Source organism: Streptococcus halichoeri, assembly GCF_019774635.1.
GTDB lineage: Bacteria > Bacillota > Bacilli > Lactobacillales > Streptococcaceae > Streptococcus > Streptococcus halichoeri.
This window is the reverse complement of record NZ_CP081502.1, coordinates 49,510-75,690: the sequence shown is the minus strand read 5'-3', so window position 1 is coordinate 75,690 and position 26,181 is coordinate 49,510. Positions and strand designations below refer to the sequence as shown.

Annotated in this window: 28 protein-coding genes and 1 tRNA gene; 24 read left to right on the top strand and 5 right to left on the bottom strand. The window is 43.5% G+C overall.

The annotated features are described in order from the left end of the window. The first annotated feature begins 2 nt into the window (after positions 1 to 2). Positions 3 to 1,307, top strand: coding sequence for a glycopolymer--peptidoglycan transferase LytR (lytR, locus tag K5J94_RS00410; protein WP_159564538.1), 1,305 nt, complete (start codon positions 3 to 5; stop codon positions 1,305 to 1,307). Between the two features lie 181 nt (positions 1,308 to 1,488). Here the strand turns inward: lytR and K5J94_RS00405 are convergent, their stop codons facing one another. Both K5J94_RS00405 and K5J94_RS00400 read right to left on the bottom strand, forming a co-directional pair. Beyond that, positions 1,489 to 1,791, bottom strand: coding sequence for a hypothetical protein (locus K5J94_RS00405; RefSeq protein WP_159564540.1), 303 nt, complete (start codon positions 1,789 to 1,791; stop codon positions 1,489 to 1,491). Next, entirely contained in the window at positions 1,782 to 2,207 is a 426-nt protein-coding gene (locus K5J94_RS00400) for an HIT family protein (protein WP_159544378.1), read from the bottom strand. Before K5J94_RS00400 ends, K5J94_RS00405 begins: the two co-directional genes overlap by 10 nt. Positions 2,208 to 2,452: 245 nt before the next feature. On the opposite strand from K5J94_RS00400, the gene K5J94_RS00395 reads away from it, so the two are divergent. The 11 genes from K5J94_RS00395 (at position 2,453) to rbfA (ending at position 12,204) form a co-directional block, all read left to right on the top strand. Continuing rightward, a complete protein-coding gene (locus K5J94_RS00395) occupies positions 2,453 to 3,184 on the top strand; it encodes an ABC transporter ATP-binding protein (RefSeq protein ID WP_159544376.1) in 732 nt (243 codons plus the stop codon). Beyond that, on the top strand, positions 3,181 to 4,224 hold the full coding sequence (locus tag K5J94_RS00390; RefSeq protein ID WP_231700356.1) for an ABC transporter permease: 1,044 nt from the start codon (positions 3,181 to 3,183) through the stop codon (positions 4,222 to 4,224). The genes K5J94_RS00395 and K5J94_RS00390 overlap by 4 nt, the downstream gene beginning before the upstream one ends. A gap of 71 nt (positions 4,225 to 4,295) precedes the next feature. Beyond that, entirely contained in the window at positions 4,296 to 5,087 is a 792-nt protein-coding gene (gene ccrZ, locus K5J94_RS00385) for a cell cycle regulator CcrZ (protein WP_159544374.1), read from the top strand. After that, positions 5,087 to 5,722, top strand: coding sequence for a tRNA (guanosine(46)-N7)-methyltransferase TrmB (trmB, locus tag K5J94_RS00380; RefSeq protein WP_221913112.1), 636 nt, complete (start codon positions 5,087 to 5,089; stop codon positions 5,720 to 5,722). Before ccrZ ends, trmB begins: the two co-directional genes overlap by 1 nt. Positions 5,723 to 5,781: 59 nt before the next feature. Beyond that, positions 5,782 to 5,868: transfer RNA gene (locus K5J94_RS00375), tRNA-Ser, on the top strand. Between the two features lie 584 nt (positions 5,869 to 6,452). After that, positions 6,453 to 6,938 carry a ribosome maturation factor RimP gene (gene rimP / locus K5J94_RS00370; protein WP_159544370.1) on the top strand — a complete coding sequence of 162 codons (486 nt, stop codon included), beginning with the start codon at positions 6,453 to 6,455 and terminating at the stop codon, positions 6,936 to 6,938. A gap of 99 nt (positions 6,939 to 7,037) precedes the next feature. After that, positions 7,038 to 8,240, top strand: coding sequence for a transcription termination factor NusA (gene nusA / locus K5J94_RS00365; RefSeq protein ID WP_159549691.1), 1,203 nt, complete (start codon positions 7,038 to 7,040; stop codon positions 8,238 to 8,240). Between the two features lie 17 nt (positions 8,241 to 8,257). Continuing rightward, positions 8,258 to 8,554, top strand: a complete 297-nt coding sequence (rnpM, locus tag K5J94_RS00360; RefSeq protein ID WP_159544366.1) for an RNase P modulator RnpM — start codon at positions 8,258 to 8,260, stop codon at positions 8,552 to 8,554. Then, a complete protein-coding gene (locus K5J94_RS00355) occupies positions 8,547 to 8,849 on the top strand; it encodes a YlxQ-related RNA-binding protein (RefSeq protein WP_159544364.1) in 303 nt (100 codons plus the stop codon). The genes rnpM and K5J94_RS00355 overlap by 8 nt, the downstream gene beginning before the upstream one ends. Positions 8,850 to 8,868: 19 nt before the next feature. Beyond that, on the top strand, positions 8,869 to 11,733 hold the full coding sequence (infB, locus tag K5J94_RS00350; protein WP_221913110.1) for a translation initiation factor IF-2: 2,865 nt from the start codon (positions 8,869 to 8,871) through the stop codon (positions 11,731 to 11,733). A 120-nt stretch (positions 11,734 to 11,853) separates the two neighbouring features. Continuing rightward, entirely contained in the window at positions 11,854 to 12,204 is a 351-nt protein-coding gene (gene rbfA / locus K5J94_RS00345) for a 30S ribosome-binding factor RbfA (RefSeq protein WP_159544360.1), read from the top strand. Between the two features lie 121 nt (positions 12,205 to 12,325). Here the strand turns inward: rbfA and K5J94_RS00340 are convergent, their stop codons facing one another. After that, a complete protein-coding gene (locus tag K5J94_RS00340; RefSeq protein WP_408022836.1) occupies positions 12,326 to 13,291 on the bottom strand; it encodes an alpha/beta hydrolase in 966 nt (321 codons plus the stop codon). 201 nt (positions 13,292 to 13,492) lie between these two features. On the opposite strand from K5J94_RS00340, the gene K5J94_RS00335 reads away from it, so the two are divergent. Genes K5J94_RS00335 through K5J94_RS00325 form a run of 3 tightly spaced genes read left to right on the top strand, consistent with a single transcriptional unit; the run spans position 13,493 to position 17,058 of the window. Continuing rightward, positions 13,493 to 13,936 (top strand): CopY/TcrY family copper transport repressor, encoded by a 444-nt coding sequence (locus tag K5J94_RS00335; protein WP_159549703.1) that lies wholly within the window; start codon positions 13,493 to 13,495, stop codon positions 13,934 to 13,936. Beyond that, complete coding sequence (locus tag K5J94_RS00330) at positions 13,926 to 16,166, top strand: heavy metal translocating P-type ATPase (RefSeq protein WP_221913107.1); 2,241 nt, start codon at positions 13,926 to 13,928, stop codon at positions 16,164 to 16,166. Before K5J94_RS00335 ends, K5J94_RS00330 begins: the two co-directional genes overlap by 11 nt. Before the next feature lie 7 nt (positions 16,167 to 16,173). After that, a complete protein-coding gene (locus K5J94_RS00325) occupies positions 16,174 to 17,058 on the top strand; it encodes a cation diffusion facilitator family transporter (RefSeq protein WP_221913105.1) in 885 nt (294 codons plus the stop codon). 89 nt (positions 17,059 to 17,147) lie between these two features. On the opposite strand, the gene K5J94_RS00320 is transcribed toward K5J94_RS00325, so the two are convergent. After that, on the bottom strand, positions 17,148 to 17,942 hold the full coding sequence (locus K5J94_RS00320) for a DeoR/GlpR family DNA-binding transcription regulator (protein WP_159544350.1): 795 nt from the start codon (positions 17,940 to 17,942) through the stop codon (positions 17,148 to 17,150). A gap of 219 nt (positions 17,943 to 18,161) precedes the next feature. Here K5J94_RS00320 and K5J94_RS00315 point away from each other — a divergent pair, with 219 nt between their 5' ends. From K5J94_RS00315 to K5J94_RS00280, 8 genes are all read left to right on the top strand, one after another. Beyond that, the gene (locus tag K5J94_RS00315) at positions 18,162 to 18,635 is read left to right on the top strand and encodes a PTS sugar transporter subunit IIA (protein ID WP_159544348.1); all 474 of its coding nucleotides are present in this window, start codon (positions 18,162 to 18,164) and stop codon (positions 18,633 to 18,635) included. Beyond that, entirely contained in the window at positions 18,628 to 18,933 is a 306-nt protein-coding gene (locus K5J94_RS00310; RefSeq protein ID WP_159544346.1) for a PTS sugar transporter subunit IIB, read from the top strand. The genes K5J94_RS00315 and K5J94_RS00310 overlap by 8 nt, the downstream gene beginning before the upstream one ends. A 17-nt stretch (positions 18,934 to 18,950) precedes the next feature. Further along, positions 18,951 to 20,405, top strand: a complete 1,455-nt coding sequence (locus tag K5J94_RS00305) for a PTS transporter subunit IIC (RefSeq protein ID WP_221913103.1) — start codon at positions 18,951 to 18,953, stop codon at positions 20,403 to 20,405. 98 nt (positions 20,406 to 20,503) lie between these two features. Then, positions 20,504 to 20,929, top strand: coding sequence for a galactose-6-phosphate isomerase subunit LacA (gene lacA / locus K5J94_RS00300; RefSeq protein WP_159561401.1), 426 nt, complete (start codon positions 20,504 to 20,506; stop codon positions 20,927 to 20,929). Between the two features lie 20 nt (positions 20,930 to 20,949). Continuing rightward, positions 20,950 to 21,465, top strand: coding sequence for a galactose-6-phosphate isomerase subunit LacB (lacB, locus tag K5J94_RS00295; protein ID WP_159549715.1), 516 nt, complete (start codon positions 20,950 to 20,952; stop codon positions 21,463 to 21,465). Positions 21,466 to 21,474: 9 nt separating this feature from the next. After that, positions 21,475 to 22,407, top strand: a complete 933-nt coding sequence (locus K5J94_RS00290; RefSeq protein WP_159564897.1) for a tagatose-6-phosphate kinase — start codon at positions 21,475 to 21,477, stop codon at positions 22,405 to 22,407. Between the two features lies 1 nt (position 22,408). After that, positions 22,409 to 23,386 carry a tagatose-bisphosphate aldolase gene (lacD, locus tag K5J94_RS00285; protein ID WP_159544336.1) on the top strand — a complete coding sequence of 326 codons (978 nt, stop codon included), beginning with the start codon at positions 22,409 to 22,411 and terminating at the stop codon, positions 23,384 to 23,386. 283 nt (positions 23,387 to 23,669) lie between these two features. Further along, positions 23,670 to 24,503, top strand: coding sequence for a Cof-type HAD-IIB family hydrolase (locus tag K5J94_RS00280; RefSeq protein WP_159564913.1), 834 nt, complete (start codon positions 23,670 to 23,672; stop codon positions 24,501 to 24,503). 68 nt (positions 24,504 to 24,571) lie between these two features. On the opposite strand, the gene K5J94_RS00275 is transcribed toward K5J94_RS00280, so the two are convergent. Next, the gene (locus K5J94_RS00275; RefSeq protein WP_159564893.1) at positions 24,572 to 25,132 is read right to left on the bottom strand and encodes a TetR/AcrR family transcriptional regulator; all 561 of its coding nucleotides are present in this window, start codon (positions 25,130 to 25,132) and stop codon (positions 24,572 to 24,574) included. Between the two features lie 146 nt (positions 25,133 to 25,278). Here K5J94_RS00275 and K5J94_RS00270 point away from each other — a divergent pair, with 146 nt between their 5' ends. Next, the gene (locus tag K5J94_RS00270) at positions 25,279 to 26,112 is read left to right on the top strand and encodes a DegV family protein (protein ID WP_159544330.1); all 834 of its coding nucleotides are present in this window, start codon (positions 25,279 to 25,281) and stop codon (positions 26,110 to 26,112) included. Positions 26,113 to 26,181: the final 69 nt, after the last annotated feature.

Here is a 26,181-nt window from a genome sequence, read left to right as displayed (position 1 = left end):
ATATGAAACTTCGTAATAAAATTTTAGTCATGCTCTCAGCTATCTTGCTTTCAACTTTAGTGGCTTTGGGGGTCTATGCAACAAGTGCCTATCGGTTTTCAACACTCGAGCTGTCGAAGACCTTTAAGGACTTTTCGACCAATTCCACACGCAAAGATGTGATCAAGCAGACCAAACCCTTCACTATCCTTTTGATGGGGGTTGATACAGGCTCGGCAGAACGAAAATCCAAGTGGCAAGGTAATAGTGATTCGATGATTTTAGTGACCATTAACCCTAAAACCAAACGCACCACTATGACCAGCTTGGAGCGCGATATTCTCACCAAGCTTTCTGGCCGCCCGTCCAATGAAATGACAGGGGTAGAAGCCAAGCTAAATGCTGCCTATGCCGCAGGTGGGGCTCCTATGGCCATTATGACAGTTCAGGATTTGCTACATATTAATGTTGATAAGTATGTACGAATCAACATGCAGGGCCTCATTGATCTGGTTGATGCTGTGGGTGGCATTACGGTTACTAATAAATTTGACTTTCCTATTTCCATAGCAGATCATGAGCCAGAATATCAAGCGACAGTACAGCCAGGAACCCATAAGATTAATGGTCATCAGGCGCTTGTTTATTCACGGATGCGTTACGATGACCCAGACGGCGATTATGGCCGGCAACAGCGCCAACGTGAAGTCATTCAAAAGGTGCTAAAAAAGGTATTGGCCCTAGATAGTGTCAGTTCTTATCGCAAAATCTTGCTAGCCGTTAGCAATAATATGCAGACCAACATTGAGATTTCCTCGCGGACAATCCCTAGTCTTTTAGGATACAAGGATGCCTTAAATCACATCAAAACCTATCAGCTAAAAGGCGAAGGTGTGACCTTGGCTGATGGCGGCTCTTATCAGCTAGTTCCCGAGGAACACCTGCTGGAGGTGCAAAATCGCATTCGCAAGGAGTTAGGTCTAAGTCCTAGAACCAGTTTAAAAACTAATGCCATCACTTATGAAGAATTATATGGTGGCAGCCGTTTGAAAGAAAATAGCAGCAGTGCGGATGTTTCGGTAAGATCCGGCATCTCTGGCACACAGTCAGACACAGAAGGCTATTACTATCCTGATGCTAGTAGGTATTATGGCGGTGCCCAGTCAGAAGCGCAAGAACCAGCGCCACGCTTTAGTGGCGGTTCTTCGCTTGCAGACACACCCTCTGAAGGAGCAGATGCTGGCCTTGCCCCTTCAAATGCCCCATCAACGACAGATGCAGCCCCTAGTTCAGCTACTGATCAATCTACAGCCGAAACAGCACAATAAAAACCTCTAAGTTAGTTACACTTAATCAATCCTTAGCTTATTTGGCTAGAGAGTGAGTTGTGGTGTAACCACTTGGAGGTTTTTTGAATCGTAAGTACCAGTGAGCGCGATTTTAGCAATTGCCTCTAAAACTAGCAAAAGCTAAGTTGCGCTTCTACTAAGGGCAACGAGGCAGTTAAAATCAAGAGCGAGGAGTGGTTTTTTGCTGTGCAGCCAGTTTTTGGCTAATGAGATCAAGACGTGGTTGAATATCTTGTTGAAAAGCTCGTGTTTTATAGGTTAAGTCTGAACTCAGGTCTTCGAGGGTTTGCATCTGTGCTTTGATAGTTGCTAAATTGGTTTTGATGCGTTTAAAATCCGCCTCAATGGCCTCTTTTTCTTGCAAGGTTTGCTTTGCTGCTGTTTGGAGCTTATCCTTGTTTTGAAAAATGGTATAGGCTAAAACGCTTGAGAGACCAAAAGTTACTAATGTACTTAATCGCATAGGGCGACCTCCTTGCTGATGGTTTTAGCCAAGCTTTCTAGGGCAGCAAAATCTGGCTCATGGGTTGTATAGTGGATGTCAATACCATCTTTGTTGCTGTAGCGCGGCACTAAATGAATATGGGCATGAAAAACGGTTTGCCCAGCCAGAGGCTCGTTGTTGTTAATGATATTCATAGCTTGTGCTCCGGTTGCTTTTTGTAGGCCACGGGCAATTTTGGGTAGTCTTGCAAAGGTTGTTTTAGCCGTTTCTGCATCCATGGCAAGCACATTACGGACATGTTTTTTGGGTACTAACAGGGTATGACCCTTGGTTGTTTGTGTAATATCTAAAAAGGCCAGAACCTGGTCATCTTCATAAACTTTCGATGCGGGAATCTCACCGGCAATTATCTTACAAAAAATACAGTCATTCATAGGCTATCCTTTCTGAGGGCAAATGGCTTAGTAGGGCCAGCCACAGGATGAATGGTGGCTTGACACGCTTCAATAATAATCATGTTACTTAGTTTTATCTTAGCATGTGCCTTTAGATATTGCAAACCTTTACAATCCAAGCTTTTTGAAAAATGGCGGCGATTTGCACAAGGAATCCGCTGTCTTTATAGAGGGATTTTGTTATAATAGTAGAGAACTACATTAATTAGAAAATGAGACACACTATGTTAACACTAAATCAAGTGACAGGTGGTTATCTTAATATCCCTGTCTTAAAAGAGGTGACCTTTGCGGTAAATGATGGTGAATTGGTCGGCCTCATTGGCCTAAATGGCGCTGGTAAATCAACCACCATTAATGAAATTATTGGCATGCTGACTCCCTATCAGGGTAATATTACCATTGATGGTGTTCGTTTGGCAGAAGATGCTTTTGGTTATCGCCAAAAAATCGGTTTCATTCCTGAAACGCCAATCCTCTATGAAGAATTGAGCTTAAAAGAGCATATTGAAGCTGTGGCCATGGCCTATGATCTTGCGATTGAGCTAGCTTTTGAGCGGGCCAAGCCCTTGCTTGAGACCTTTCGTTTATCAGACAAGCTAGATTGGTATCCGATTCATTTTTCCAAAGGGATGAAGCAAAAGGTGATGATTATCTGTGCCTTTGTCATTGATCCTAGTCTTTTGATTCTTGATGAGCCTTTCTTAGGATTGGATCCTTTGGCCATCGCTGATTTGATCCAGCTATTGGAGCAGGAAAAAGCAAAAGGGAAATCGATTTTGATGAGTACCCACGTCCTTGATTCGGCTGAAAAGATGTGTGACCGTTTTGTGATTCTCCATCAGGGCCAAGTTCGCGCTCAAGGGAGCCTGTCGCAATTACAAGAAGCCTTTGGTGACCCAAATGCCAGTCTCAATGACATTTATCTGGCTCTAACTAAAGAGGATAATGCATGATGATTGAGACTCTTTTTCGTAAACGCCGCGCTCAAAGCCAAGCCCTCCACTTCAAGTACTTGCCCTATGTCTTTAATGACCACTTTGTCCTTGTTTTGGTCTTTTTGCTGGGCTTTGTTCTCTATCAGTATAGCCAGCTCCTGCGCCATTTTCCAAGCCAGCCGCTGGGACTGATCTGCCTGATTGTAGCCCTCTACCTCTTAACCATGTTTATGGGAACTATTCCCTTATATCTAGAAGCGGCCGATCGCCACTTTTTACTGGTCCAAGAAGCAGCTATCCGAGCTCAGTTAAAGATTTCTTTTAGACGTTCCTTTGTCCAATGGAGCATCTTACAGACGCTCATTTTCTTAGTCCTTTTGCCCATCTTTTTACGTGCAAACTTGGCTTATTGGCTCATCGTGCTAATCCTGGCCCTTAGTCTGATTGGCAAGTACCTTATTTTTAAACAGCGCCAAGCAAAGTATCTGCCTAAGCAGCAACTCAAGTGGGACCAAGCCATCGCCTTTGAAGCAGAGCGCCGACAAAAAGTCCTACGTTTTTATTCTCTGTTTACCAATGTCAAAGGTCTCTCAACACGGGTCAAACCACGGACTTACCTCAATCCCCTGCTTGGAGTTCTTCCCAAAAAGGCAAGCAGCTACTGGCTCAACCTTTATAGCCGCGCTTTTTTGCGGGCAGGAGATTACCTAGGCTTGTTTGTCCGCTTGCTCTTGATGGCAGGTCTGTCTTTGCTGTTTATTCCCCAGTCTTACCTTAGTGTTGCAGTGGCCATGGTTTTCAACTTTCTGTTATTGTTCCAATTGCTAGCGCTGGCTCAGCATTTTGACTACCACTATCTCGTGCAGCTAACACCAGCTAATCAGCCCAAGGCCAGAGCTCGCCAATTAGTACAGTTTTTGCGACTAATCAGTGTCTTATTGCTGGTGCCGCAACTGGCCCTTGCTGGCTCCCTGCTAAAAGCTGGCTTAGTGCTTGGTGGCATTTGCCTGCTTGATGTTATCTATCTTCCTTATAAGGTGAAGAAGATCGTTGACTAAGTTTGTCAAAACAAGTAAAATAGAATAACCGTAAAAATGAGACAATTTAAGGAAAGAAGGAGGGCGAACAGGTGACGGTAACTGATCAAGATTTGACGCTGACACCCTTAAGAGGTAATAGTGGTAAAGCGTACAAGGGAACCTATCCAAATGGGGACAGTGTTTTTATCAAACTAAATACAACGCCCATCTTGCCAGCCTTAGCAAAGGAGCAGATTGCTCCGCAATTGTTGTGGGCCAAACGCATGGCTAATGGCGATATGATGAGCGCCCAAGAATGGCTTAATGGGCGGATTTTAAGCCGGCAAGATATGAATAGTAAGCAAATCATTCATATCTTGTTGCGCTTACATAAATCCAAGCAGCTGGTCAATCAATTGCTTCAGTTAAACTATAAGATTGAAAATCCCTATGATTTATTGGCAGATTTTGAAAAGAATGCTCCCTTGCAAATTCAGCAAAACACTTATATACAAGGTGTTGTAACCGAACTAAAGCGAAGCCTGCCGGCTTTTCGCACAGATCTAGCGACCATTGTACATGGAGACATTAAGCATAGCAATTGGATCATTACCACTAGTGGCATGATTTATTTGTGTGATTGGGACTCTGTTCGCTTGACTGATCGGATGTATGATGTGGCCTACCTGTTGAGCCATTATATTCCCCAGACTCTCTGGCCTGAATGGCTTACTTACTATGGTTATAAAAACAATGAAAAAGTCAAATCAAAGATTGTCTGGTATGGTCAATTATCTTATTTGACTCAAATTTTGAGATGCTTTGATAAGCGCGATATGGAGCATGTCAACCAAGAGATTTACGCTTTGCGCAGATTTAGAGAAACATTTAGAAAGATATAATGCGAGTACGGAATCGAAAAGGGGCGAAAGAGCATCTAGCGAATCACCCAGAATATGTTATTTTGCAGCCAGAGCAGGCAAAAGGCCGGTGGCAAGAGCTTTTTGGCAATGACAACCCCATTCATATTGAAGTAGGATCTGGTAAAGGTGGCTTCATTACAGGGATGGCTCAGGCGCATCCTGAGATTAATTACATTGGAGTTGATATGCAGCTTTCAGTGCTGAGCTATGCTTTAGATAAGGTGCTTGCAGCTGATTTGCCCAATGTGCGCCTCTTGCGGGTTGATGGCTCTAGCCTAGGCCATTATTTTGCTAAAGGCGAAGTTGCAATGATGTATTTGAATTTTTCAGATCCTTGGCCTAAAACCAAGCATGAAAAACGCCGTCTGACCTATAAAACCTTCCTAGCCACTTACCAAGAAATCTTGCCAGAGCACGGAGAAATTCATTTTAAGACCGACAACCAAGGCTTGTTTGAATATAGCTTAGCTAGCATCTCGCAATATGGTATGACTCTGAAGCGAGTCTGGTTAGACTTACATGCCAGTGACTATGAAGGAAATGTCATGACAGAGTATGAAGCCAAGTTTTCCAATAAGGGTCAGGTTATTTATCGACTAGAAGCTAAATTTTAATAGCTATTTTTGTAAAACTATGATAGAATAAGGAAGTTACCAAGTTAACTTCTTCAAGTGGAGAGGTCGCATAGTGGCCGAGTGCGCACGCTTGGAAAGCGTGTAGTCCTTAACGGGGCTCGGGGGTTCGAATCCCCTCCTCTCCTTTTATCCTATTGATATATCAGGGTTTTGAGGGTGTTTGCCCGTTTTTCACCCTGGCAATTTTAAGATTTTAAAAAAGATTGTTAAAAATTTCTTTGACCTTCTGGTCATTTTTTTAATCTATCTATTGGTGGGTCTTATCTTGGCCAAGTCCACTGGCAAATGGCTCAGCTGCTCAGGTATCCTTTGGTCCTTTTTTAGAGCCCTTGTGGAAAAGTTTGGCTCCAAAGCCCTGTTGGCCTGACCTAATCGGCTGCTCGCTCTCCTTTAAGACGTCAGGCTGAGCTGCCTGTCTTAAGTTGGGTGTGACCGTGTTGTCTCACACTTTGGGGTGGTTCTAGGTTACGGGCATAGCAGGGCTCGTCCTGGTATTTTTTGGTTTTCAAGGGAGCCAAGAAGGCAGAAGCTTGGCAAGCAGAAAAAGACAGGCTTAAAACCGCTTTTTGACTTGCATTATTTTGAGAATGTGCTACAATAAGAGATAACAATATAGAAAAAAGGGGCGAAGTTTTACTTCGCCTCTTATGTGTGCCACTCGGTGGACTGCTGATCTGCACAAGCCTGGTGAACAATAAAAGAAAGTGAGGTGGCTCTTATCGCACAGCAAACTCTGATTGAACAGGTCACAGCTGTGGTAGAACCTGTTATTAAAGCGCCTTTTGAATTGGTGGATATTGAGTATGGAAAGCTAGGACATGACTATGTCCTTAGTATCTTAGTTGATAAGGAAGGTGGTATCACGGTTGATGATACCAGTGATTTAACAGAACTTATTAGCCCATTGCTGGATACGATAACTCCTGACCCCTTTCCTAGTCAGTATTTTTTGGAAATTTCAAGCCCAGGTCTAGAGCGGCCCTTAAAAACACCTGAAAGTTTGCAACAAGCAGTCGGATCCTACATCAATGTTAGTCTTTACAAAGCTATTGATAAGTCTAAAGTTTTTCAAGGCGATCTTGTCGCATTTGATGGTCAGACCTTAGTGTTAGATTACCTTGATAAAACCCGTCATAAAAAGGTAGAAATTCCTTATCAATCGGTTGCTAAAGCTCGTTTAGCCGTCAAATTATAAGCTTTTGCTGGTTGTGGTTAGCTCAGGTAAAGACAATCAGACCCACGTTTTACAAAGAAAGGAATTATTGCATGCCTTAGCCAGCATGCCTAAAAGACTATGAGCAAAGAAATGCTAGAAGCCTTCCGCATTTTGGAAGAAGAAAAACACATTAACAAAGAGGACATCATCGACGCGGTGACAGAATCCTTAAAATCTGCCTACAAACGTCGCTATGGTCAATCGGAATCTTGTGTCATTGAATTTAATGAAAAGACTGCTGATTTTCAAGTCTTTACAGTTCGTGAGGTCGTTGAGGAAGTCTTTGACAGTCGCCTGGAAATCAGCTTAAAAGACGCTTTAGCCATTAGCTCTGCTTATGAGCTGGGTGATAAAATTCGCTTTGAAGAGTCGGTCACCGAATTTGGCCGCGTTGCTGCTCAATCAGCTAAGCAAACCATCATGGAAAAAATGCGTCGCCAGATGCGAGAAATCACTTTCAATGAATATAAGCAACATGAAGGTGAAATCATGACAGGAACAGTTGAACGTTTTGACCAACGCTTTATTTATGTTAACTTAGGCTCGCTAGAAGCCCAACTGTCGCATCAAGATCAAATTCCCGGTGAATCCTTCAAATCACATGACCGTATTGAAGTTTATGTCTACAAAGTTGAAAACAACCCCAAGGGAGTAAATGTTTTTGTTAGCCGCAGCCATCCTGAATTCATCAAGCGAATCATGGAACAAGAAATTCCAGAGGTTTTTGATGGAACAGTCGAAATCATGAGTGTCTCACGTGAAGCAGGTGACCGCACAAAGGTGGCAGTACGTAGCCATAATCCAAATGTTGATGCTATTGGTACGATCGTTGGGCGTGGTGGTAGCAATATCAAAAAAGTTATCAGCAAATTCCATCCAACACGCGTAGATGCCAAGACAGGCATTGACATTCCAGTCGAAGAAAATATTGACGTCATCCAATGGGTGGATGATCCTGCTGAATTTATCTACAATGCGATTGCCCCTGCAGAAGTTGACATGGTCCTCTTTGATGATGAGGACACTAAGCGGGCCACAGTTGTTGTTCCAGACAACAAGCTGTCACTAGCGATTGGCCGCCGCGGCCAAAATGTGCGCTTAGCCGCCCATTTGACAGGTTATCGGATTGATATAAAATCAGCTAGCGCCTATGAGGAAATGGAAGCAAAAGCGCAAGCTCAAGCAGCAGCTACAGCAGCTGACGATCCTCAAGCTCCCGCTATTGAATCAGCTACCGAAGCGCCAGCTATTGAACCACAGCCAACAAGCGAGGAAGAGTAATAAACGAGGTATATTGAATGCCTAAAGAACGAAAAAGACCTTTACGCAAATCACTAGTGTCTGGAGAAATCATTGACAAGCGTGATTTGCTGCGCGTTGTTAAGACCAAAGAAGGGCAAGTCTTTATTGACCCAACTGGCAAAGCTAACGGGCGTGGCGCCTATATTAAAATGGATAACAGCGAAGCCCAAGCAGCTAAGAAAAAGCAGGTTTTCAACCGTAGCTTTGCAATGGAAATCCCTGAAAGCTTTTATGATGACTTGATCGCTTATGTCGATCATAAAGTCAAACGAAGAGAGTTAGGCCTTGAATAATAAAGAAAAAGTGTTACAATTGCTAGGTTTGGCACAACGTGCCGGTAAAATTATCACAGGAGAAGAATTGGTAGTAAAAGCCATTCAACAACAAGCCCTGCAGCTGGTTTTTTTGGCAGCTGATGCTGGACCTAACCTAAGCAAAAAAGTAACTGATAAATGTAAGTATTATAATGTAGAAGTCTCCACAGTGTTTGCAGCACTGGAATTAAGTGCAGCACTAGGAAAGCCCCGCAAGGTGGTAGCTATTGCTGACGCTGGATTTTCAAAGAAAATGAGGACTCTTATGGAATAGACGAATAGGAGGACAGCAATTGTCAAAGAAAAGATTGCATGAAATTGCCAAAGAAATTGGAAAGACAAGTAAAGAAGTTGTAGAACAAGCACACCAGTTAGGGTTTGAAGTCAAAAGTCATGCCTCGACCGTTGATGATGCCGCTGCGCAAAAAATCATTGCCAGTTTTTCGACACAACCAGCGGCCGCACCAAGCACCAAGCAGCAGTCTGTGAAGCCACAACCAGCGACTCAAGAAAAGCCAAGTCCTTTAGCTGATACTTCAGCTAAAGGCTTAGCCCCTAAAGCAGCAGCGGTAGAGGGCTCATCAGACCAGGCAGCGGCAAAAGCCCAGCAACCGGCTGTAAAACCAAAGAGTCGCAACTTTAAGGCAGAACGCGAAGCACGCGCCAAAGAACAGGCCGCCCGTAAGCAACACCAGCATGGGCAAAATGAGCGGCGTGGCTCTAGACAGCAGAGCTCAGATGGGCGGGACAGTCGCCTGCACCAAAACCGACAGGCCGGCCAATCGTTTGAACGTGCTACTTCGCGTCCGGCTGCTAACCGCTCAGCTAATAGCAATCGTGAGTATGACTCAGGCCGTGGTAAAACCGCAAGTGCTGGACGCTCAAATGATTATCGTCGTGATCGCGATCGTAAAGCAAGCCAAAAGACCAGTCCATCACCTGCCAGTTCTGGGCCTAAGATTGATTTTAAAGCTCGTGCTGCGGCATTAAAAGCAGAGCAAAACGCCGAATATCTCCGGCAACGTGAAACGCGTTTTCGTGAGGAAGAAGCAGCAAAACGCCAAGCACGACTTGCTCAAGAAGAGGCCAAAAAGCTTGCTCAAGCAGCTTTGAAGCAAACACAAAATCCACAAACTACCCCTACTAATGAGTCAGTAGCACCAGTTGTCGAAAAAACAGCTGATGTAAGACGTAAAAAGCAAACCCGTCCTGGAAAAGCGCGTCACGAAGAAAAAGGACACGAAGAAGGACAAAAACAGAATAAAAAGAGTTGGAATAGTCATAACCAAGTGAGAAATCAAAGAAATAGTAACTGGAATAAAAAATCCAAAAAAGGTAAGAATAACAAGCAATCATCAGCGCCAAAACCAGTAACAGAGCGCAAATTTCATGAACTGCCTAAAGAGTTTGAATACACTGAAGGCATGACAGTTGCTGAAATCGCTAAACGCATCAAACGTGAACCGGCTGAAATTGTTAAAAAATTGTTTATGATGGGTGTCATGGCCACGCAAAACCAATCTTTAGATGGTGATACTATTGAATTATTAATGGTAGACTATGGGATTGAAGCTAAGGCTAAAGTTGAAGTTGATGATGCTGACATTGAACGCTTCTTTACAGACGAAGACTACCTCAATCCAGAAAACATGGTTGAACGAGCACCTGTTGTGACCATTATGGGACACGTTGACCACGGCAAAACCACCCTGCTTGATACCTTGCGCAATTCGCGTGTGGCTACTGGCGAAGCTGGGGGAATTACGCAGCATATCGGTGCTTACCAGATTGAAGAAGCAGGCAAGAAAATTACCTTCTTAGATACACCGGGGCATGCGGCCTTCACCTCTATGCGGGCTCGCGGTGCTTCTGTAACGGATATTACGATCCTCATCGTGGCCGCTGATGATGGGGTTATGCCTCAAACAATTGAAGCAATCAACCACTCTAAAGCTGCTGGCGTACCAATTATCGTAGCTATTAACAAAATTGATAAACCAGGTGCAAACCCAGAGCGCGTGATTGGGGAATTAGCAGAGCATGGGATCATTTCCACGACTTGGGGTGGGGATTGTGAGTTTGTAGAAATTTCTGCCAAGTTCAATAAAAACATTGATGAACTACTAGAAACTGTTCTCTTGGTAGCAGAAGTTGAAGAACTCAAAGCCGATCCTACTGTTCGAGCTATCGGTACCGTGATTGAGGCGCGATTAGATAAAGGAAAAGGTGCGGTGGCTACCCTTCTTGTCCAACAAGGAACCCTGCATGTTCAAGACCCAATTGTTATTGGTAATACTTTTGGTCGGGTTCGCGCCATGACAAATGACCGTGGCCGGCGCGTCAAGTTTGCCGAACCATCAGCACCGGTTTCGATTACTGGTCTAAATGAAACGCCAATGGCCGGGGATCATTTTGCAGTCTATGCTGATGAAAAAGCAGCGCGCGCAGCTGGTGAAGAACGAGCTAAACGCGCCTTGATGAAGCAAAGACAAAGTACCCAACGTGTTAGCTTGGATAACCTCTTTGATACATTAAAAGCTGGTGAAATCAAAACTGTTAACATTATCATTAAGGCAGATGTTCAAGGTTCTGTTGAGGCTCTTGCTGCATCCCTCTTAAAGATTGATGTTGAAGGCGTTCGTGTTAATGTGGTTCACTCTGCTGTTGGTGCTATCAATGAATCAGATGTGACCCTAGCTGAAGCTTCCAATGCAGTGATTATCGGTTTCAATGTTCGTCCGACCCCTCAAGCTCGTCAACAAGCCGAATCAGACGAGGTTGAAATTCGTCTGCACAGTATTATTTATAAAGTCATTGAAGAAGTTGAAGAAGCCATGAAAGGTAAGCTTGATCCTGTCTTCCAAGAAAAAATTATTGGTGAGGCAATCATCCGTGAGACCTTCAAAGTTTCCAAAGTTGGAACGATTGGTGGCTTTATGGTCACAGAAGGTAAAGTCACACGAGACGCAAATGTTCGGGTTATCCGTGATAGTGTGGTTATCTTTGATGGCAAACTAGCTAGCTTGAAGCATTATAAAGATGATGTCAAAGAAGTTGGCAATGCCCAAGAAGGTGGCTTGATGATTGAAAAATTCAATGACCTCCAAATTGACGACCAAATTGAAGCTTACATTATGGAAGAAATTAAGCGTAAATAGGTAGTGGGTCTACCAAGTCCCATTCAAAAGTCGGCAGGATAAGGCTCGCTCTAACAAGGAATTATAGGGTCCTGCCCTTATCTCCCTACTTACTTTTGAAACCTTAGAAAGGAATTTAAGATGGCAAATCATCGCGCAGACCGTGTTGGAATGGAAATCAAGCGTGAAGTCAATGAAATTTTGCGCCTCCATATTAATGACCCACGTGTACAGGATGTCACAATTACTGACGTTCAGATGTTGGGTGATCTTTCCATGGCTAAAGTCTACTATACGATTCATTCAACCCTAGCTTCTGATAATCAAAAAGCGCAGCGCGGGTTAGAAAAGGCCACTGGGATGATTAAACGTGAACTCGGTAAAAACCTGACCATGTACAAAATTCCCGATTTGCAATTTATCAAAGACCAATCCATTGAATATGGTAACAAAATTGATGACATGTTACGCAATCTGGATAAAAATCACTAAGCCGCCAAAAGAACGACTTAAAGGCCAGGTGATTAGAAAAGACAAAAAGATAAACCTGAAAGCAAATCAGGTTTATCTTTTTGTATTGGTGCAGTCACCAGGTGCTAACAGGTTCAAGGCATTAGGAACTACTTTTAATAATATCAATGATTTGATACTGCGCTGTTTTGGCTTCGTCAATCGGATAGATGGGATAGACATGGTTCATCCCTTCTTGAACAAAGTAATGAACAGAATGGTTAGCCTTTTTTAGCTTGTCAGCATAATCACGAATGTCTGGATAGAAAATCTCGCGCGTCCCTGTAAACAGGGTGATTGGCGCTAAATTTTCAACAGGTCCATTCTTAGGACTAACATAGATATGATTGGTATTTTTAGCATTCTTAGCCCAGATTTCGCCGACACGGGACAAGCCCCAGGCGGATAGGATGGGATCTGAGTTCTCATACTGAGGAATTTCTTTGTGCTTCATGGTCACGTCTAACCATGGTGACAAGAGGATGATGTTTTTAGGTTGGGGTATGCTTTCCTGGCTTGGTTCGTGCAAAAAGGCTTGCGCTAGGCCAAGTGCTAAACCGCCACCAGCGGAGTCCCCCATCAAGGTCATATTTTGGTTTGACTTATGAAAATGCCTATAAAGATTAACTAGTCTTGGCATAGCATAATCATAGGTGTAACGCGGGGCCTTGGGATAAATGGGTAAGATAATCTTAGCATCTAGGCTGGTGGATAAGGTTTTGAGCATGCTAATGTGGTAGGGTGTGGGGTTGTTGAGATAGGACCCGCCAGCTAGATAGAAAATAGTTTTTTGGTTAGGTTTATTATTGTCATTCCAGGAGAAGACCTGCATGTCAAAAAGCTGTTCCTCTTTGAGCTGGCCATTGACTGATGTGGCATCGAGCGTATAGCCCTTGTCGCTTTGCTCTTGGCATGCATCTAAGTATTTTTTAAAACTGCTCTCATCTTGGACCTTGTAGTAACTTTTGTCTTGTTTGAGCCAGAAATATTGTTCGATAAACCAGCTTTTCCAAGAGCGCGAACTAGCGTCTGCTGGTAGTGTATGGCAGAGCGCCAAAATGGTGACCATTGTTAATAGTAGAATACGTTTTTGGCAAGTGTGTTTCAAGCGGATCTCCTTAACTTTGCTTTATTTTAAAGGCAATATTATTATAATAAACGTCACATTTTTGTCAATAGAGCAAAGCATGCCTGTGGATTAAATGGTTTACAATTGTCAATCGACCTGCTATAATGTGTTTACAAATGTAAACGATAGCAGGAGGATGTCATGTCAATTTCAAATGCAGAATGGGAAATCATGCGGGTTGTGTGGACACAGGGTGAAACGACGAGTAGCATGATTTTAACGGTGCTCAATCAAAAGAAGACCTGGTCGGCCTCGACTGTAAAAACACTCTTGAAACGATTGCTTAATAAGGGCTACCTCCAGGCCTGTAAAGAAGGCAAAGGCTTTACTTATCACGCTATTGTTGATGAAACAACTGCTATGACCCAGCAATTAGACGAGGTCTTACAAAAATTCTGTCAGACCAAGCACTATGCTATTTTAGAGCATTTGATTCTGGATTGCCCTCTCACGCCTGAGCAGGTATCAGCTCTGCAATTACGCCTGGCAGAAAAAGAAACCGTTCCCGTGGTTAGCTGTAACTGTATACCAGGGCAGTGTCTGTGTCAAGAACATTTGCAAGGAGGTGTTGGTCATGGCCACTAAAGAAGAGATCTATGCTATTTCAGGTATGTCATGTGCTGCCTGTGCCCAAACGATTGAAAAAACGCTTAAACAACTACCGGCAGTTGAGCAAGCCCAGGTCAATTTATTGACTGAAAAGTTGACGGTCTCGTATGACCCAAATCAACTAGGCCCTAAAGACATTGCGGCCTCAGTCAAAGCAGCAGGCTATGAGGCACGCCCTGAGCAAAACAGCGGCAAGTTGTCAGATGCTCAACCTAAAAAAGACCAGACTCAGATTATTTGGCGGCGTTTTGTCGCATCAGCTTTGTGTACGCTTCCTTTGCTCTATCTGGCTATGGGGCCCATGCTGGGCTTTCCTTTGCCTAGTCAAGTCTCTATGGTTGCCCAACCTTTTAGGCTGGCACTCCTTGAGCTTATTTTAACGCTTCCTGTAATCTACTTCGGTCGCCATTATTATCAAAGTGGCCTAAGATCCCTTTTCAAAGGCCATCCCAACATGGATTCCTTAGTAGCTTTAGCCACTTTGGCGGCTTTTGCCTACAGTTTTGCCAGTGTAGTGGCCATAGGTCTGGGCTACCTTGATTTTCGTCACCAGCTTTATTTCGAATCTGTGGCAGTCATTCTAACCTTGATTACCTTAGGAAATTACTTTGAAGCCTTGGCCAAGGGGCGAACGTCGACTGCTATGACCCACTTAATGTCTCTAGCTGCCAAGCAAGCCCGCCTGGTAGGCGATAACAAAGAACAGATGCTGCCCTTATCAGAAGTTAAGGTGGGAGATCAGCTCTTGGTTAAGCCTGGCGAAAAGGTTCCTTTAGACGGTCGGATCATCAGTGGCCAAACCAGTGTCGATGAGTCCATGCTGACTGGTGAGAGCATGCCTGTTACAAAAGCTCCTGGAAGCCCTGTTTATGGCGCTACGCTTAATGGCGAGGGAAGTTTTACCATGCAGGTTGAAACAGCAGCAGGTCATGCTGTTTTGGACCAGATCATTGCCTTAGTCGAAAAAGCCCAGCTACAAAAAGCCCCAATTGCTAGGTTGGCAGATAAGGTTTCAGGTGTTTTTGTGCCACTAGTCATGGGACTTGCCCTAGCGAGCGGTCTTTTCTGGTGGTTAATCCTACAAGAAAGCTTTGGTTTTTCTTTGTCCATCGCTATCGCTGTCTTGGTCATTGCCTGTCCCTGTGCTCTTGGACTGGCAACGCCCACAGCCATTATGGTAGCTAGTGGCCGCGCTGCTGAATTAGGTATTCTCTTTAAAGGGGGCGACCGTTTAGAGTTAGCGCATCGCCTAGATACACTTGTCTTTGATAAGACTGGTACCTTGACCCAGGGCCAAGCCAAGCTTAGCGGTTTGAAAGTCTGGCAGGGCAATGAGCACAAATTGTTGCAACTAGTTGCTTCATTGGAAAGTCAGGCTAGTCATCCTTTGAGTCCCGTGCTTGTTGCAGCTGCTAAGCAGACAGGAGCTCTGCCTTTGCCAGTCAGCCACTTTAAAAATCACCCTGGCCTTGGCCTGAGCGGTCAGATAGCTGGCAAAAATTATCTGGTGGGTAATATCAAGTTGATGCGTCAAGCTGGACTGTTAGCTTCGGACTTAATAAAGGCTGAGGCTACAGGTACAGCCTATGCTGGTCAGACTCTGATATATGTGGCTGAGGAACACCACTTGCTGGGCTTGCTGGCCTTGGCAGATCAGCTCAAACCAGATAGCCAAGCTACGCTAGCGCAACTCAAAGCCCTGGGGATAGAGGTAGTCATGCTAACAGGTGATAATGCTAAGACTGCGCAAGCTGTTGCTGATTCCTTGGGTATTGAACGTTGGATAGCTGATGTTTTGCCTGATCAAAAAGCCCAGGCTATCAACCAACTCAAGGCAGAAGGTAAACTTGTTGGCATGGTAGGTGATGGCATCAATGATGCGCCAGCCTTGGCCACGAGTGACCTTGGGATAGCCCTTGGGACAGGGACCGATGTGGCTTTAGAATCGGCTGATCTTATTTTGATGCGCCCACAGCTCCAAGACTTGATCACGGCCCTAAAACTTAGTAAAAAGACCTTGCGGGTGATTAAGGAAAATCTGTTTTGGGCTTTTATTTACAATGTCCTGTCCATTCCAGTAGCAATGGGAGTGCTCTACTTCTTTGGCGGTCCGCTCCTTAACCCGATGCTAGCGGGCTTGGCCATGGCCTTTAGTTCCATTTCGGTTGTTTTAAATGCGCTTCGCTTAAAAATACTTAGATTGTGAGATTTTGATGACACATGAACATGTTGGCTCAAGGACGAGCAGAGCGATTTTTATAGCTTTTGTGGTCAATCTGGGGCTTGCTCTGGTTGAATTAATTTTTGGTTCTCTATTTCACTCCAGTGCCATTATTGCTGATGCGATCCATGATCTGGGGGATGCTTTGGCTATTGGTCTTTCTTATTATTTCGAAAACTATTCGCAAAAGTCTAGTGACCATGAGTATACTTTAGGTTATTTGCGATTTAGCTTACTTGGGGCTATGTTGACTTCTTTGATTCTCATTGGCGGCTCGCTGGCCATTATTATTGAAAATGTCGGTAAGCTTTTTGCACCCCAGCCAGTTAATGAACAAGGGATGCTCATTTTGGGAATTATAGCTATTATCGTGAATAGCTTAGCTAGCAAGGTTCTGCATAAGGAGCATTCTGAGCAAGAATCGATGTTAAGTTTGCATTTTCTAGAGGATATTTTAGGCTGGCTTGCTGTCATTATTGTGTCGGTGGTCTTGCGCTTTACAGATTGGTATTTTTTGGATCCCTTATTATCCTTGGTGATTGCGGTCTTTATTTTGATCAAGGCTCTTCCTAGGTTTCTAAAGCATTTACATGTTTTTCTTGAGAAACGGCCAGCTAGCTTAGCTATTGCCCCTTTAAAAGAAGAAATGCTAGCCATTCCTGGTTTAGTGGCAGTCAATCAGCTCAATATTTGGTCTATTGATGGGTATCACCATGTGGCTATGACGCATATTCAGGTAGCAGTTGGATGTGATGAGGCCCTGGTGCGTGATCAAGTTCATCACTTGTTCCAGCAACATCAGATTATTGAATCAGCTGTAGAATGTGATCAGAGCTCTTTTGAACATTCCCATCATTGCCAGGATGTCAAAAAATAGCAAAAAGCTTATCAAGGAAAACCAGTTATCAGGTGAGTGGTATACCAGTGCCAAGTGAGCCCTATAATAAAAAAGAGGAAAGCACCGGCTTAAAGAGCCTGAGTGTTTTCCTCTTTTTTGCTTTGATGTGGCGCCAGCACCAGATTGGTCAGAGTGCTGTAATTGTCTCTTGTTGCTGGTGCTAGATTTTGATCGGTGATAATGGTATCAATGGCATTGACATGGTAGAAAACAGAAAAGTCATAGGTATTGAATTTTTGACTATCAGCTAACAAGAAACGCTCAATAGCCTGTTCAAAAGCTAGTTGTTGGATCGAGCCTTCTAACTCACTATAGGTGGCGATGTCATTATTGAAAATACCATTACAACCGATAAAGGCTTTGGAGAAGCGAAGCTTAGCCATCATCTGGCTAGCTAAGGATCCGACAAAGGCCCCTGTGATGGCCCGATATTCCCCACCAATCAAAATAACATCAAGTGTATCGCTGGTAGAGAGAATGTTAAAAACTGGTAAACTGTTAGTAATAATGCGGAGTTGGCGCGTGATTAACTCCTCAGCTAGACATTCTAAGGTGGTTCCTGGACCTAAAAAAATGGTTTCACCATCTTTAATGTACTGACTAGCTAAGGCGGCAATCTCTTTTTTTTCGGTAATTTGTACTGTTAATTTTTCAGAGTTTGATTTTTCGAGTTTTGTGGGAGCCGTAATCGTCTGGGCGCCGCCATGGATGCGCACAAGTTTACCGGCTTTTTCTAATTCATCAAGATCACGGCGGGCAGTCATGTCTGAAATATGTAAGCTTTCCATCATTTCACTTACCGTAATAATCCCGTTAAGTTCGATTTTCTCCATAATTTTTAACAGGCGTTCTTTTTTTAGCATTAGAATGAGTCCTTTCTTAGATGCTTTTCTAATCATAGCATAAACTGTTCGATTTTACAATTAATCAGAATAAACAAACAAATAAAAACAAAAAATATCAAAAAATATGTTGAAAAATGTTTGAGAATCCATTATAATAATTTTGAAAGCGATTACTAAACATGTTTAAACAGCCTTCACCCCTATCATCTGACAACAATTGGTAAAAAGGAGGACAGAATGTCAGCAGATGTTCTATTGACCCAAGCAAGCACACAGGAGGAACTCTTTGATCAAGTCGCTGACCACCTCAGCAAGCACCATTTTGTGACTGACCAGTATCGCCAGGCTTTAAAAGAACGAGAACAGCTTTTTCCGACTGGCTTACGAATTGATTTTAAAGACGGTTCAAAAGTTCAATATGCCGCCATTCCTCATACGGAAACGGCCTATTGCCTTGTTGATCGAGTCGTCTATGTTAAAAACAGTCATGTCATTACTTGTAAACACATGATTAATCCTGCACAAGAATGCTATGTTAACGATTTTTTCTTTATTATTAATAGCCGAAATGACGGACAAACCACCATTCTCTCTCAGCTGATGTCTTTTTTCATGACGAAGGGTAATCTGGAAAAATTAGCAGCGCTAGGAGAAGATCAAGATGCTTTAAAAAAATATTTATTAACAAAAGGAGTATTGTCTCATGATTAAAATTTTAGCTGCTTGTGGAGCAGGTGTGAACTCTAGTCACCAAATCAAAGATGCCATTGAAAGTCAGTTATCTGAGCGGGGCTATCAGGTTCATTGTGATGCTGTTATGATCAAAGATATTACAGAAGAACTAGTTGCAAAGTATGACATCTTTACCCCGATTGCTAAAACAGACCTAGGCTTTGACCTACCCATTCCGGTGGTGGAGGCAGGTCCCATTTTGTACCGCATTCCTGCGATGAGTGAGCCAGTTTTCACAGAACTAGAACGTGTGATCAAAGATCATAACCTGTCGTAAATAAAGGGGAATAAACCATGCATGCTTTTTTAGAAATTATTAATAAAGCCTTTAACCCAATCATTAGTATGGGCTCTGGCGTGGTCATGCTGATTGTCATGACCACGCTAGCAATGGCTTTTGGTGTTAAATTTTCCAAAGCCTTGGAAGGCGGTATTAAGTTAGCCATTGCCTTGACAGGGATTGGCGCCATTATTGGGATCTTGACAACGGCTTTTTCTGAATCTCTTCAAGCCTTTGTCAAAAATACAGGGATTCAATTAAACATTATTGATGTGGGCTGGGCGCCACTAGCCACCATCACCTGGGGTTCGCCTTATACCTTGTATTTCTTATTGGTGATGTTAATTGTGAACATTGTCATGATTACCATGAAAAAAACCAATACGCTGGATGTGGACATCTTTGATATTTGGCATTTGTCCATTACAGGTTTACTCATTATGTGGTATGCTGCTCGCAACCACTTGCCACTTGTCTTATCTCTCATCATTGCTACCCTTGCTGTTATCTTGGTTGGGGTGCTAAAAATTATTAATTCTGATTTGATGAAACCAACTTTTGATGACTTGCTTGGCGCAGGCCCTAATTCACCAATGACCTCAACCCATATGAATTATATGATGAATCCGGTCATCATGGTGTTGGACAAACTGTTTGATAAGGTTTTTCCAGGACTTGATAAGTATGACTTTGATGCTGCCAAATTGAATAAAGCCATTGGTTTTTGGGGCTCTAAGTTCTTCATCGGTATGATTCTTGGTTTTGTTATTGGGATTATGGGGGATCCCCATTTCACCATTTCATCCATTAAACATTGGTTTGAATTAGGTTTTACAGCTGGCGCCTGCTTGGAACTGTTTTCTTTAATTGGTTCGTGGTTTATCGCTGCTGTGGAACCTCTCTCACAAGGGATTACTAACTTTGCTAATGCTAAGATGAGCGGTCGGCGCTTTAATATCGGACTTGATTGGCCCTTTATTGCCGGTCGTGCTGAAATTTGGGCCTGTGCCAATATTCTTGCTCCCATCATGCTAGTGGAAGCCATCTTGCTGTCTCATGTTGGCAATGGCATCTTACCTTTGGCTGGTATCATTGCAATGGGAATGACTCCAGCCTTGTTGGTAGTGACCCGTGGCCGGTTGATTCGCATGATTATCTTTGGTTCACTCCTCTTACCATTATTCTTGCTGTCTGGTACCATGATTGCCCCTTTTGCAACTGAGCTTGCTAAAAAAGTGGGCGCCTTCCCAGCAGGAGCACCGGCAGGTTCCTTAATCACTCATTCGACCTTAGAAGGTCCAATGGAAAAAATCTTTGGTTATATGATTGGGCAAGCCACAACAGCTCAGCTATCGGCTATCTTTAGCCTACTGATTTTTATGGTTTTCTACTTAGGATTATTTGCCTGGTATGCCAAACAAATGAAGGCACGCAACGCAGTTTATGCAGAGCAATTAGCCAGCAAGTAAAAGTATCGGCACCAGTAGTTAAACTATTGGTGCTAAAGACTAGCTTGTTTCAAACATTTCTAAACATTTTATGACAAAAATCAAACAAAGGAGTTGCTATGACAATTATTATCAGTGCTGACACCAAGGGTGTCCAATTAAAAGATGTTATTAAAGAAGACCTATTAGCCTCAGGCAAAGAAGTTCTTGATGTCACAGATACTACAAAAGATTTTGTAGACAACACCTTGGCAGTGGCAAGTAAATTGTTGCAAGATACAGATAGCCTGGGAATTGTTGTTGATGCTTACGGTGTTGGTCCTTTTATGGTAGCCACCAAGATTAAAGGCATGATTGCTGCTGAAGTATCAGATGAACGTTCTGCTTACATGACTCGAGCACACAACAATGCCCGCATGATTACGCTTGGGGCTGAGATTGTTGGCCCTGGCCTTGCTAAGCATATTGCAGCAGACTTTGTTAATGGAAGCTATGACGCAGGCCGCCATCAAATACGTGTTGATATGCTCAATAAAATGTGCTAAGAAAAGAAATGAGGTAGAAAATGAAAATTGCAGTAGGATGTGACCACATTGTTACAGATGACAAAATTGCCATAGTTGACTATTTAAAAGGCAAGGGGCATGAGATTATTGACTGTGGAACCTATGATCATGTACGCACCCATTATCCAATTTATGGCAAAAAGGTGGGCGAGGCTGTTACTAGTGGCCAAGCTGAATTAGGTATTTGTATTTGTGGAACGGGTGTTGGGATTAATAATGCAGTCAATAAAGTGCCAGGTATCCGCGCAGCCTTGGTCCGTGATTTAACCTCAGCCATCTATGCTAAAGAAGAGTTAAACGCCAATGTGATTGGTTTTGGTGGTAAAATTACCGGTGGCTTACTAATGACCGATATTATAGATGCCTTTATTGCTGCTAACTATCAACCCAGCCCTGAAAATCAAGCCCTCATTGCTAAGATTGCTGCTTTAGAAACCCATCATGACCACCAAGAAGACCCTGACTTTTTTGCGGAGTTTTTAGAAAAATGGAACAAAGGAGACTATCACGACTAAGGAGTTGAAATGATATTAACGGTAACACTTAATCCCGCTGTGGATATTGCTTATCAGCTAGAAGAGTTGGAGCTAGATACGGTTAATCGTGTTCAGGCAGTGTCAAAAACACCTGGTGGCAAGGGACTCAATGTGAGTCGTGTTTTATCAGAACTGGACTGTGATTTGCTTGCGACAGGCTTTTTAGGTGGCAGTCTAGGAAGCTTTATCCAAGAAGGCTTGGAGGTAGCAGGCATCAAGCACGATTTTCTAGCAATAGCTGGACAAACGCGCAATTGCATCGCAATTCTACATGCTAAACAACAAACAGAAATACTAGAAGCTGGTCCCAACATTAGTGAGCAAGAAGCACAGCAATTCTTAAAGCACGCATCAGCCCTACTTGAGCAAGCAGAACTCATGACGCTCTCAGGTAGTTTGCCGGCTGGTTTACCGACCAATTATTACGCTAAACTAATCTCCTTAGCCAATGCTTTAGGAAAGCAAGTGATTCTAGATTGCTCTGGTCCAGCTCTGCTTGAAGTCTTGCGCTCAAGCGCAAAACCAACAGTTATTAAACCTAACTTAGCTGAGTTATCCCAACTGATTGGCCAGCCGGTCTTGGCTGATTCAGCCAGCCTCAAAGCAGTCTTAAGCCAAGAGCTCTTTGCAGGTATTGACTGGGTTATTGTCACCTTGGGTGCCCAAGGTGCCTTTGCTAAGCACGCAGACAACTATTATCGTGTAGAAATCCCTAAAATTACAGTTTTAAATCCGGTTGGCTCAGGCGATGCTACAGTTGCTGGGATTGCTGCCAGTTTGGCTTGTGGTGTATCAGACCACGAACTGCTTAAAACAGCTAATGCCCTAGGCATGTTAAATGCCCAAGAAAAACGCACAGGGCATGTTGAGCTGGCTAATTTTGCCCAGTTGATGCAAACAATTCAAGTGAAAGAGGTTTAAAATGCGACTAACGGAACAAAAATACAAACATATGCAACAGTTGAGCAATGAAAATGGCATTATCTCAGCGCTAGCCTTTGATCAACGCGGTGCTTTAAAGCGTCTCATGGCTAAGTATCAAGAAACAGAGCCCACTGTGGCACAAATGGAGACGCTAAAGGTTTTGGTTGCCAAAGAATTAACGCCCTATGCTTCAGCTATGTTATTAGATCCTGAGTTTGGTTTGCCTGCGACCAAGGCCCGTGCTCAGCAAGCCGGTCTGCTACTAGCTTATGAAAAAACCGGCTATGATACAACGACCACCAAGCGCTTGCCAGACTGCTTAGATCTTTGGTCAGCTAAGCGCATCAAGGAAGAAGGAGCTGACGCTGTCAAGTTTTTGCTCTACTATGATGTCGATAGCGCACAAGAACTTAATGCCCAAAAACAAGCCTATATTGAGCGGATCGGCTCAGAGTGTGTGGCCGAAGACATTCCCTTTTACCTCGAAATTTTATCTTATGATGAAACCATTGCTGATGCAGGAAGTTTAGCCTATGCTAAGGTCAAACCCCGCAAGGTCATTGAAGCCATGAAGGTCTTTTCAGAGCCACGCTTTAATATTGATGTCTTAAAAGTTGAAGTACCCGTTAACATGCACTATGTAGAAGGTTTTGCCCAGGATCAAGTGGCCTATAGCAAGGCAGAGGCAAAAGCTTACTTTAAGGAACAAGACCAAGCAACTCCCCTTCCTTATATCTACTTAAGTGCGGGTGTATCTGCCAAGCTCTTCCAGGATACATTGGTCTTTGCCAAAGAAGCCGGTGCCAGATTTAATGGCGTTTTATGTGGTAGGGCAACCTGGGCTGGTAGCGTCAAGGCATATATTGAAAACGGGGAAGAAGGGGCCCGCCAGTGGCTACGAACCATAGGCCGTAAAAATATTACTGATTTAAACAAAGTTCTCCAAGCAACCGCAAGCTCGTGGGAAGATAGATAAGTTTTGAGGCTGGGATATTTTCCTAGCCTTTCTACTCTATGTCATGACCAGTTAGAGCTTATTCCATTTTTGGGGTTAAAATGGCGGTGCTTTCCCTTTAGAGATGAGCTGTCAGCTGGTCTTTGGCACTACAGTTTGGTGCGTCTTTGCGTGCGCTTTGGCAGCAAGTGGCCGTTTGAAAGCAGTTTTATTTGAAAAAAAGTGTTACACTAAAGAAAGCTTTTTATGAAACATTTTTAATTAACAAAAGCAAATAGGATTAATAGAAAGTAGCGTGAGCCGTGTGATAGACTTAATTGCCATTGATTTAGATGGGACCTTACTCAATCGTTCCAAAGAAATTCCTGCTGCTAATCGTACAGCGATTGCAAAAGCCATTGCCCACAATATCAAAATCGTGCTTTGCACAGGTCGCCCCTTATCAGGGACCAGACCTTATTTTGACCAGCTGGGCTTATCAGAAAACGAATATTCTATTTTATATAATGGCTGTGCAACTTATAACAGTTCTGATTGGACACTTCGTTCTTGTCATGCCCTTAGCTTTGACGAATTAGATTACCTCTACCATTTAACAGCTGATTTTCCAGGGATTTCTTTAACCTTAGCGACGCAGAAACATTACTTTGTCTTGGCTGACACTGTGCCGCCAATCGTCCAGGCTGATGGGGACCTTGTCTTTTTAACTGTTGAGCCAATCACCCTCACACAATTTAAAACCTTAAATGAGCCGGTATTTAATGCCCTTTATATGGGTGATCCCAAGGCTGTAACAGCTTTTGAAAGAGCTCTACGCCCTCAGCTAGCCAAAGCCTTTAGCGTTGTTCGTAGTCAAGATTACTTGCTGGAAGTTTTGCCTCAAGGCATTACTAAAGCGTCTGCTCTAAAAGAATTAGCCAATGACCTTGGGGTTCCAAAAGAACGCCTGATGGCGATTGGGGACGCAGCCAATGACATTGAAATGCTAACTTATGCTGGCTTAGGTGTTGCGATGGGCAATGCGACCGAATCGATCAAGCAATTAGCTGATGCGATTACAGCCGATTGTGACCAGGCTGGCGTTGCCCAGGCCATCTATACCTATGCTCTAAAGCCACATCATAAGGATGAGGACTAAGTAGGCTCGCATGCTGGTATGGCAAAAAGACTTCTAGCATTCTGATTAAGAATGCTAGAAGTCTTTTTCTAATGGCTCAACAGTGGTAAATTCATGGCTGCCATGTCCTCAATGGAAACGGTCATGCCATCTTTTATCCAGGAAGAAAGTACAGAAATAATGGCATGGGACCAAAAGAGGTGTGAGTAGTGATTGGTGCGTTGCTTTTTCCACTTGTGGTAGGCTCTGAGCCGCTTAATGACTCGCTTGGTTAATAAGACATGCAGCTGGTGATTAAAAACAATGCGAAGCAGTTGTTCTTCTTTTTTAGCCTCTGTCAAGAGATAGACCCAAGCCTGGCGTGGTTCTGTGCTTAAATCAAAATGCTTTAGACCGTGAAAAATACGTCGTAAGATGGTATTGAGTCGGCCTTCAATAATAGCTTCCTTAGAATGGTAATTGCGATAAAAGGCATTTCGAGAAACACCGGCTTTAAGCACCAATTCAGAAATCGTGATTTGCGCCAGCGATTTTCGCTCAAGCAAGGCCAGCAAAGCAATTTCTAACGATTCCTTAGAGAGATAGCGGGACTCTCGGTTTGATTGTCTGAGATTGTGAAGTGAATTTTTTGATAACAATTTCTCTGTCATGACATTTGCCTCTCATCTGTGACGTCCGACAAGAAAGACTAGTAAAAGCTCTATCGGGAATGATATAATTTTAGGCAAAATCAGACGTCTTGTCAATTTTAAAAAATGCAGTGCTGTTCAGGCAGCAGCACTAAAGGAGAGTTTTTATGTGGAAAATCATTGCCGATTCAGGTAGTAATATTGTAACGCTTGGCCAGGAAGTGGCCTATGAGCGTGTGCCTTTGACCATCCAAATTGGTCCTACCAGCTTTGTAGACGATGCTGCTTTAGACTGTGCTCATATGATGGAAACCATGTATGCATCTGATTTGGCTGCTACCACCAGCTGTCCAAGTCCTGATGCCTATGTAAAAGCCTTTGATCAAGCGGACAAGATTATTGTCATTACCATTACAGGGACTTTATCAGGCAGCAACAACAGTGCACGACTTGCCAAAGAGGCTTATTTAGAAGACCATCCCCAAGCACAAATCCATATTATTGATTCCTTGTCAGCAGGCGGCGAGATGGATTTGTTAATTGTTAAGGCACAAGAACTAATAGCTGCCGGGCAATCCTTTGAAGCAGTTGTAGCTGAGCTTGAAGCCTATCAGGCTAAAACGTCGCTCTTGTTTGTTTTGTCAAAGGTAGATAACCTGGTTAAGAATGGCCGTTTAAGCAAGCTCGTAGGCAAGGTTGTTGGTTTGTTGAACATTCGCATGGTCGGACGAGCAGATCATGAGGGACGACTAGAATTACTCCACAAAGCCCGCGGCCAAAAGAAAGCTGTAGCAGCAGTGATTGAAGAGATGCAAAAAGCCGGCTATCAAGGCGGCAAAGTCATGCTAGCTCACCTTGATAATCCAAAGCTCTACCAATCAATCACAGAAGCTATTCATCAGCAATATCCCCAAGCAGAGGTCAAAAACCTTACGGCATCAGGTCTTTGCCAATTTTATGTTGAAAAAGAAGGTCTTATCATGGGCTATGAAATCGCCTAAACTGCAGGTAGGGTCTTACTTGCACTAGAAAATGGGCACAATATCGGTATAGACCATTTACAAGCGCCG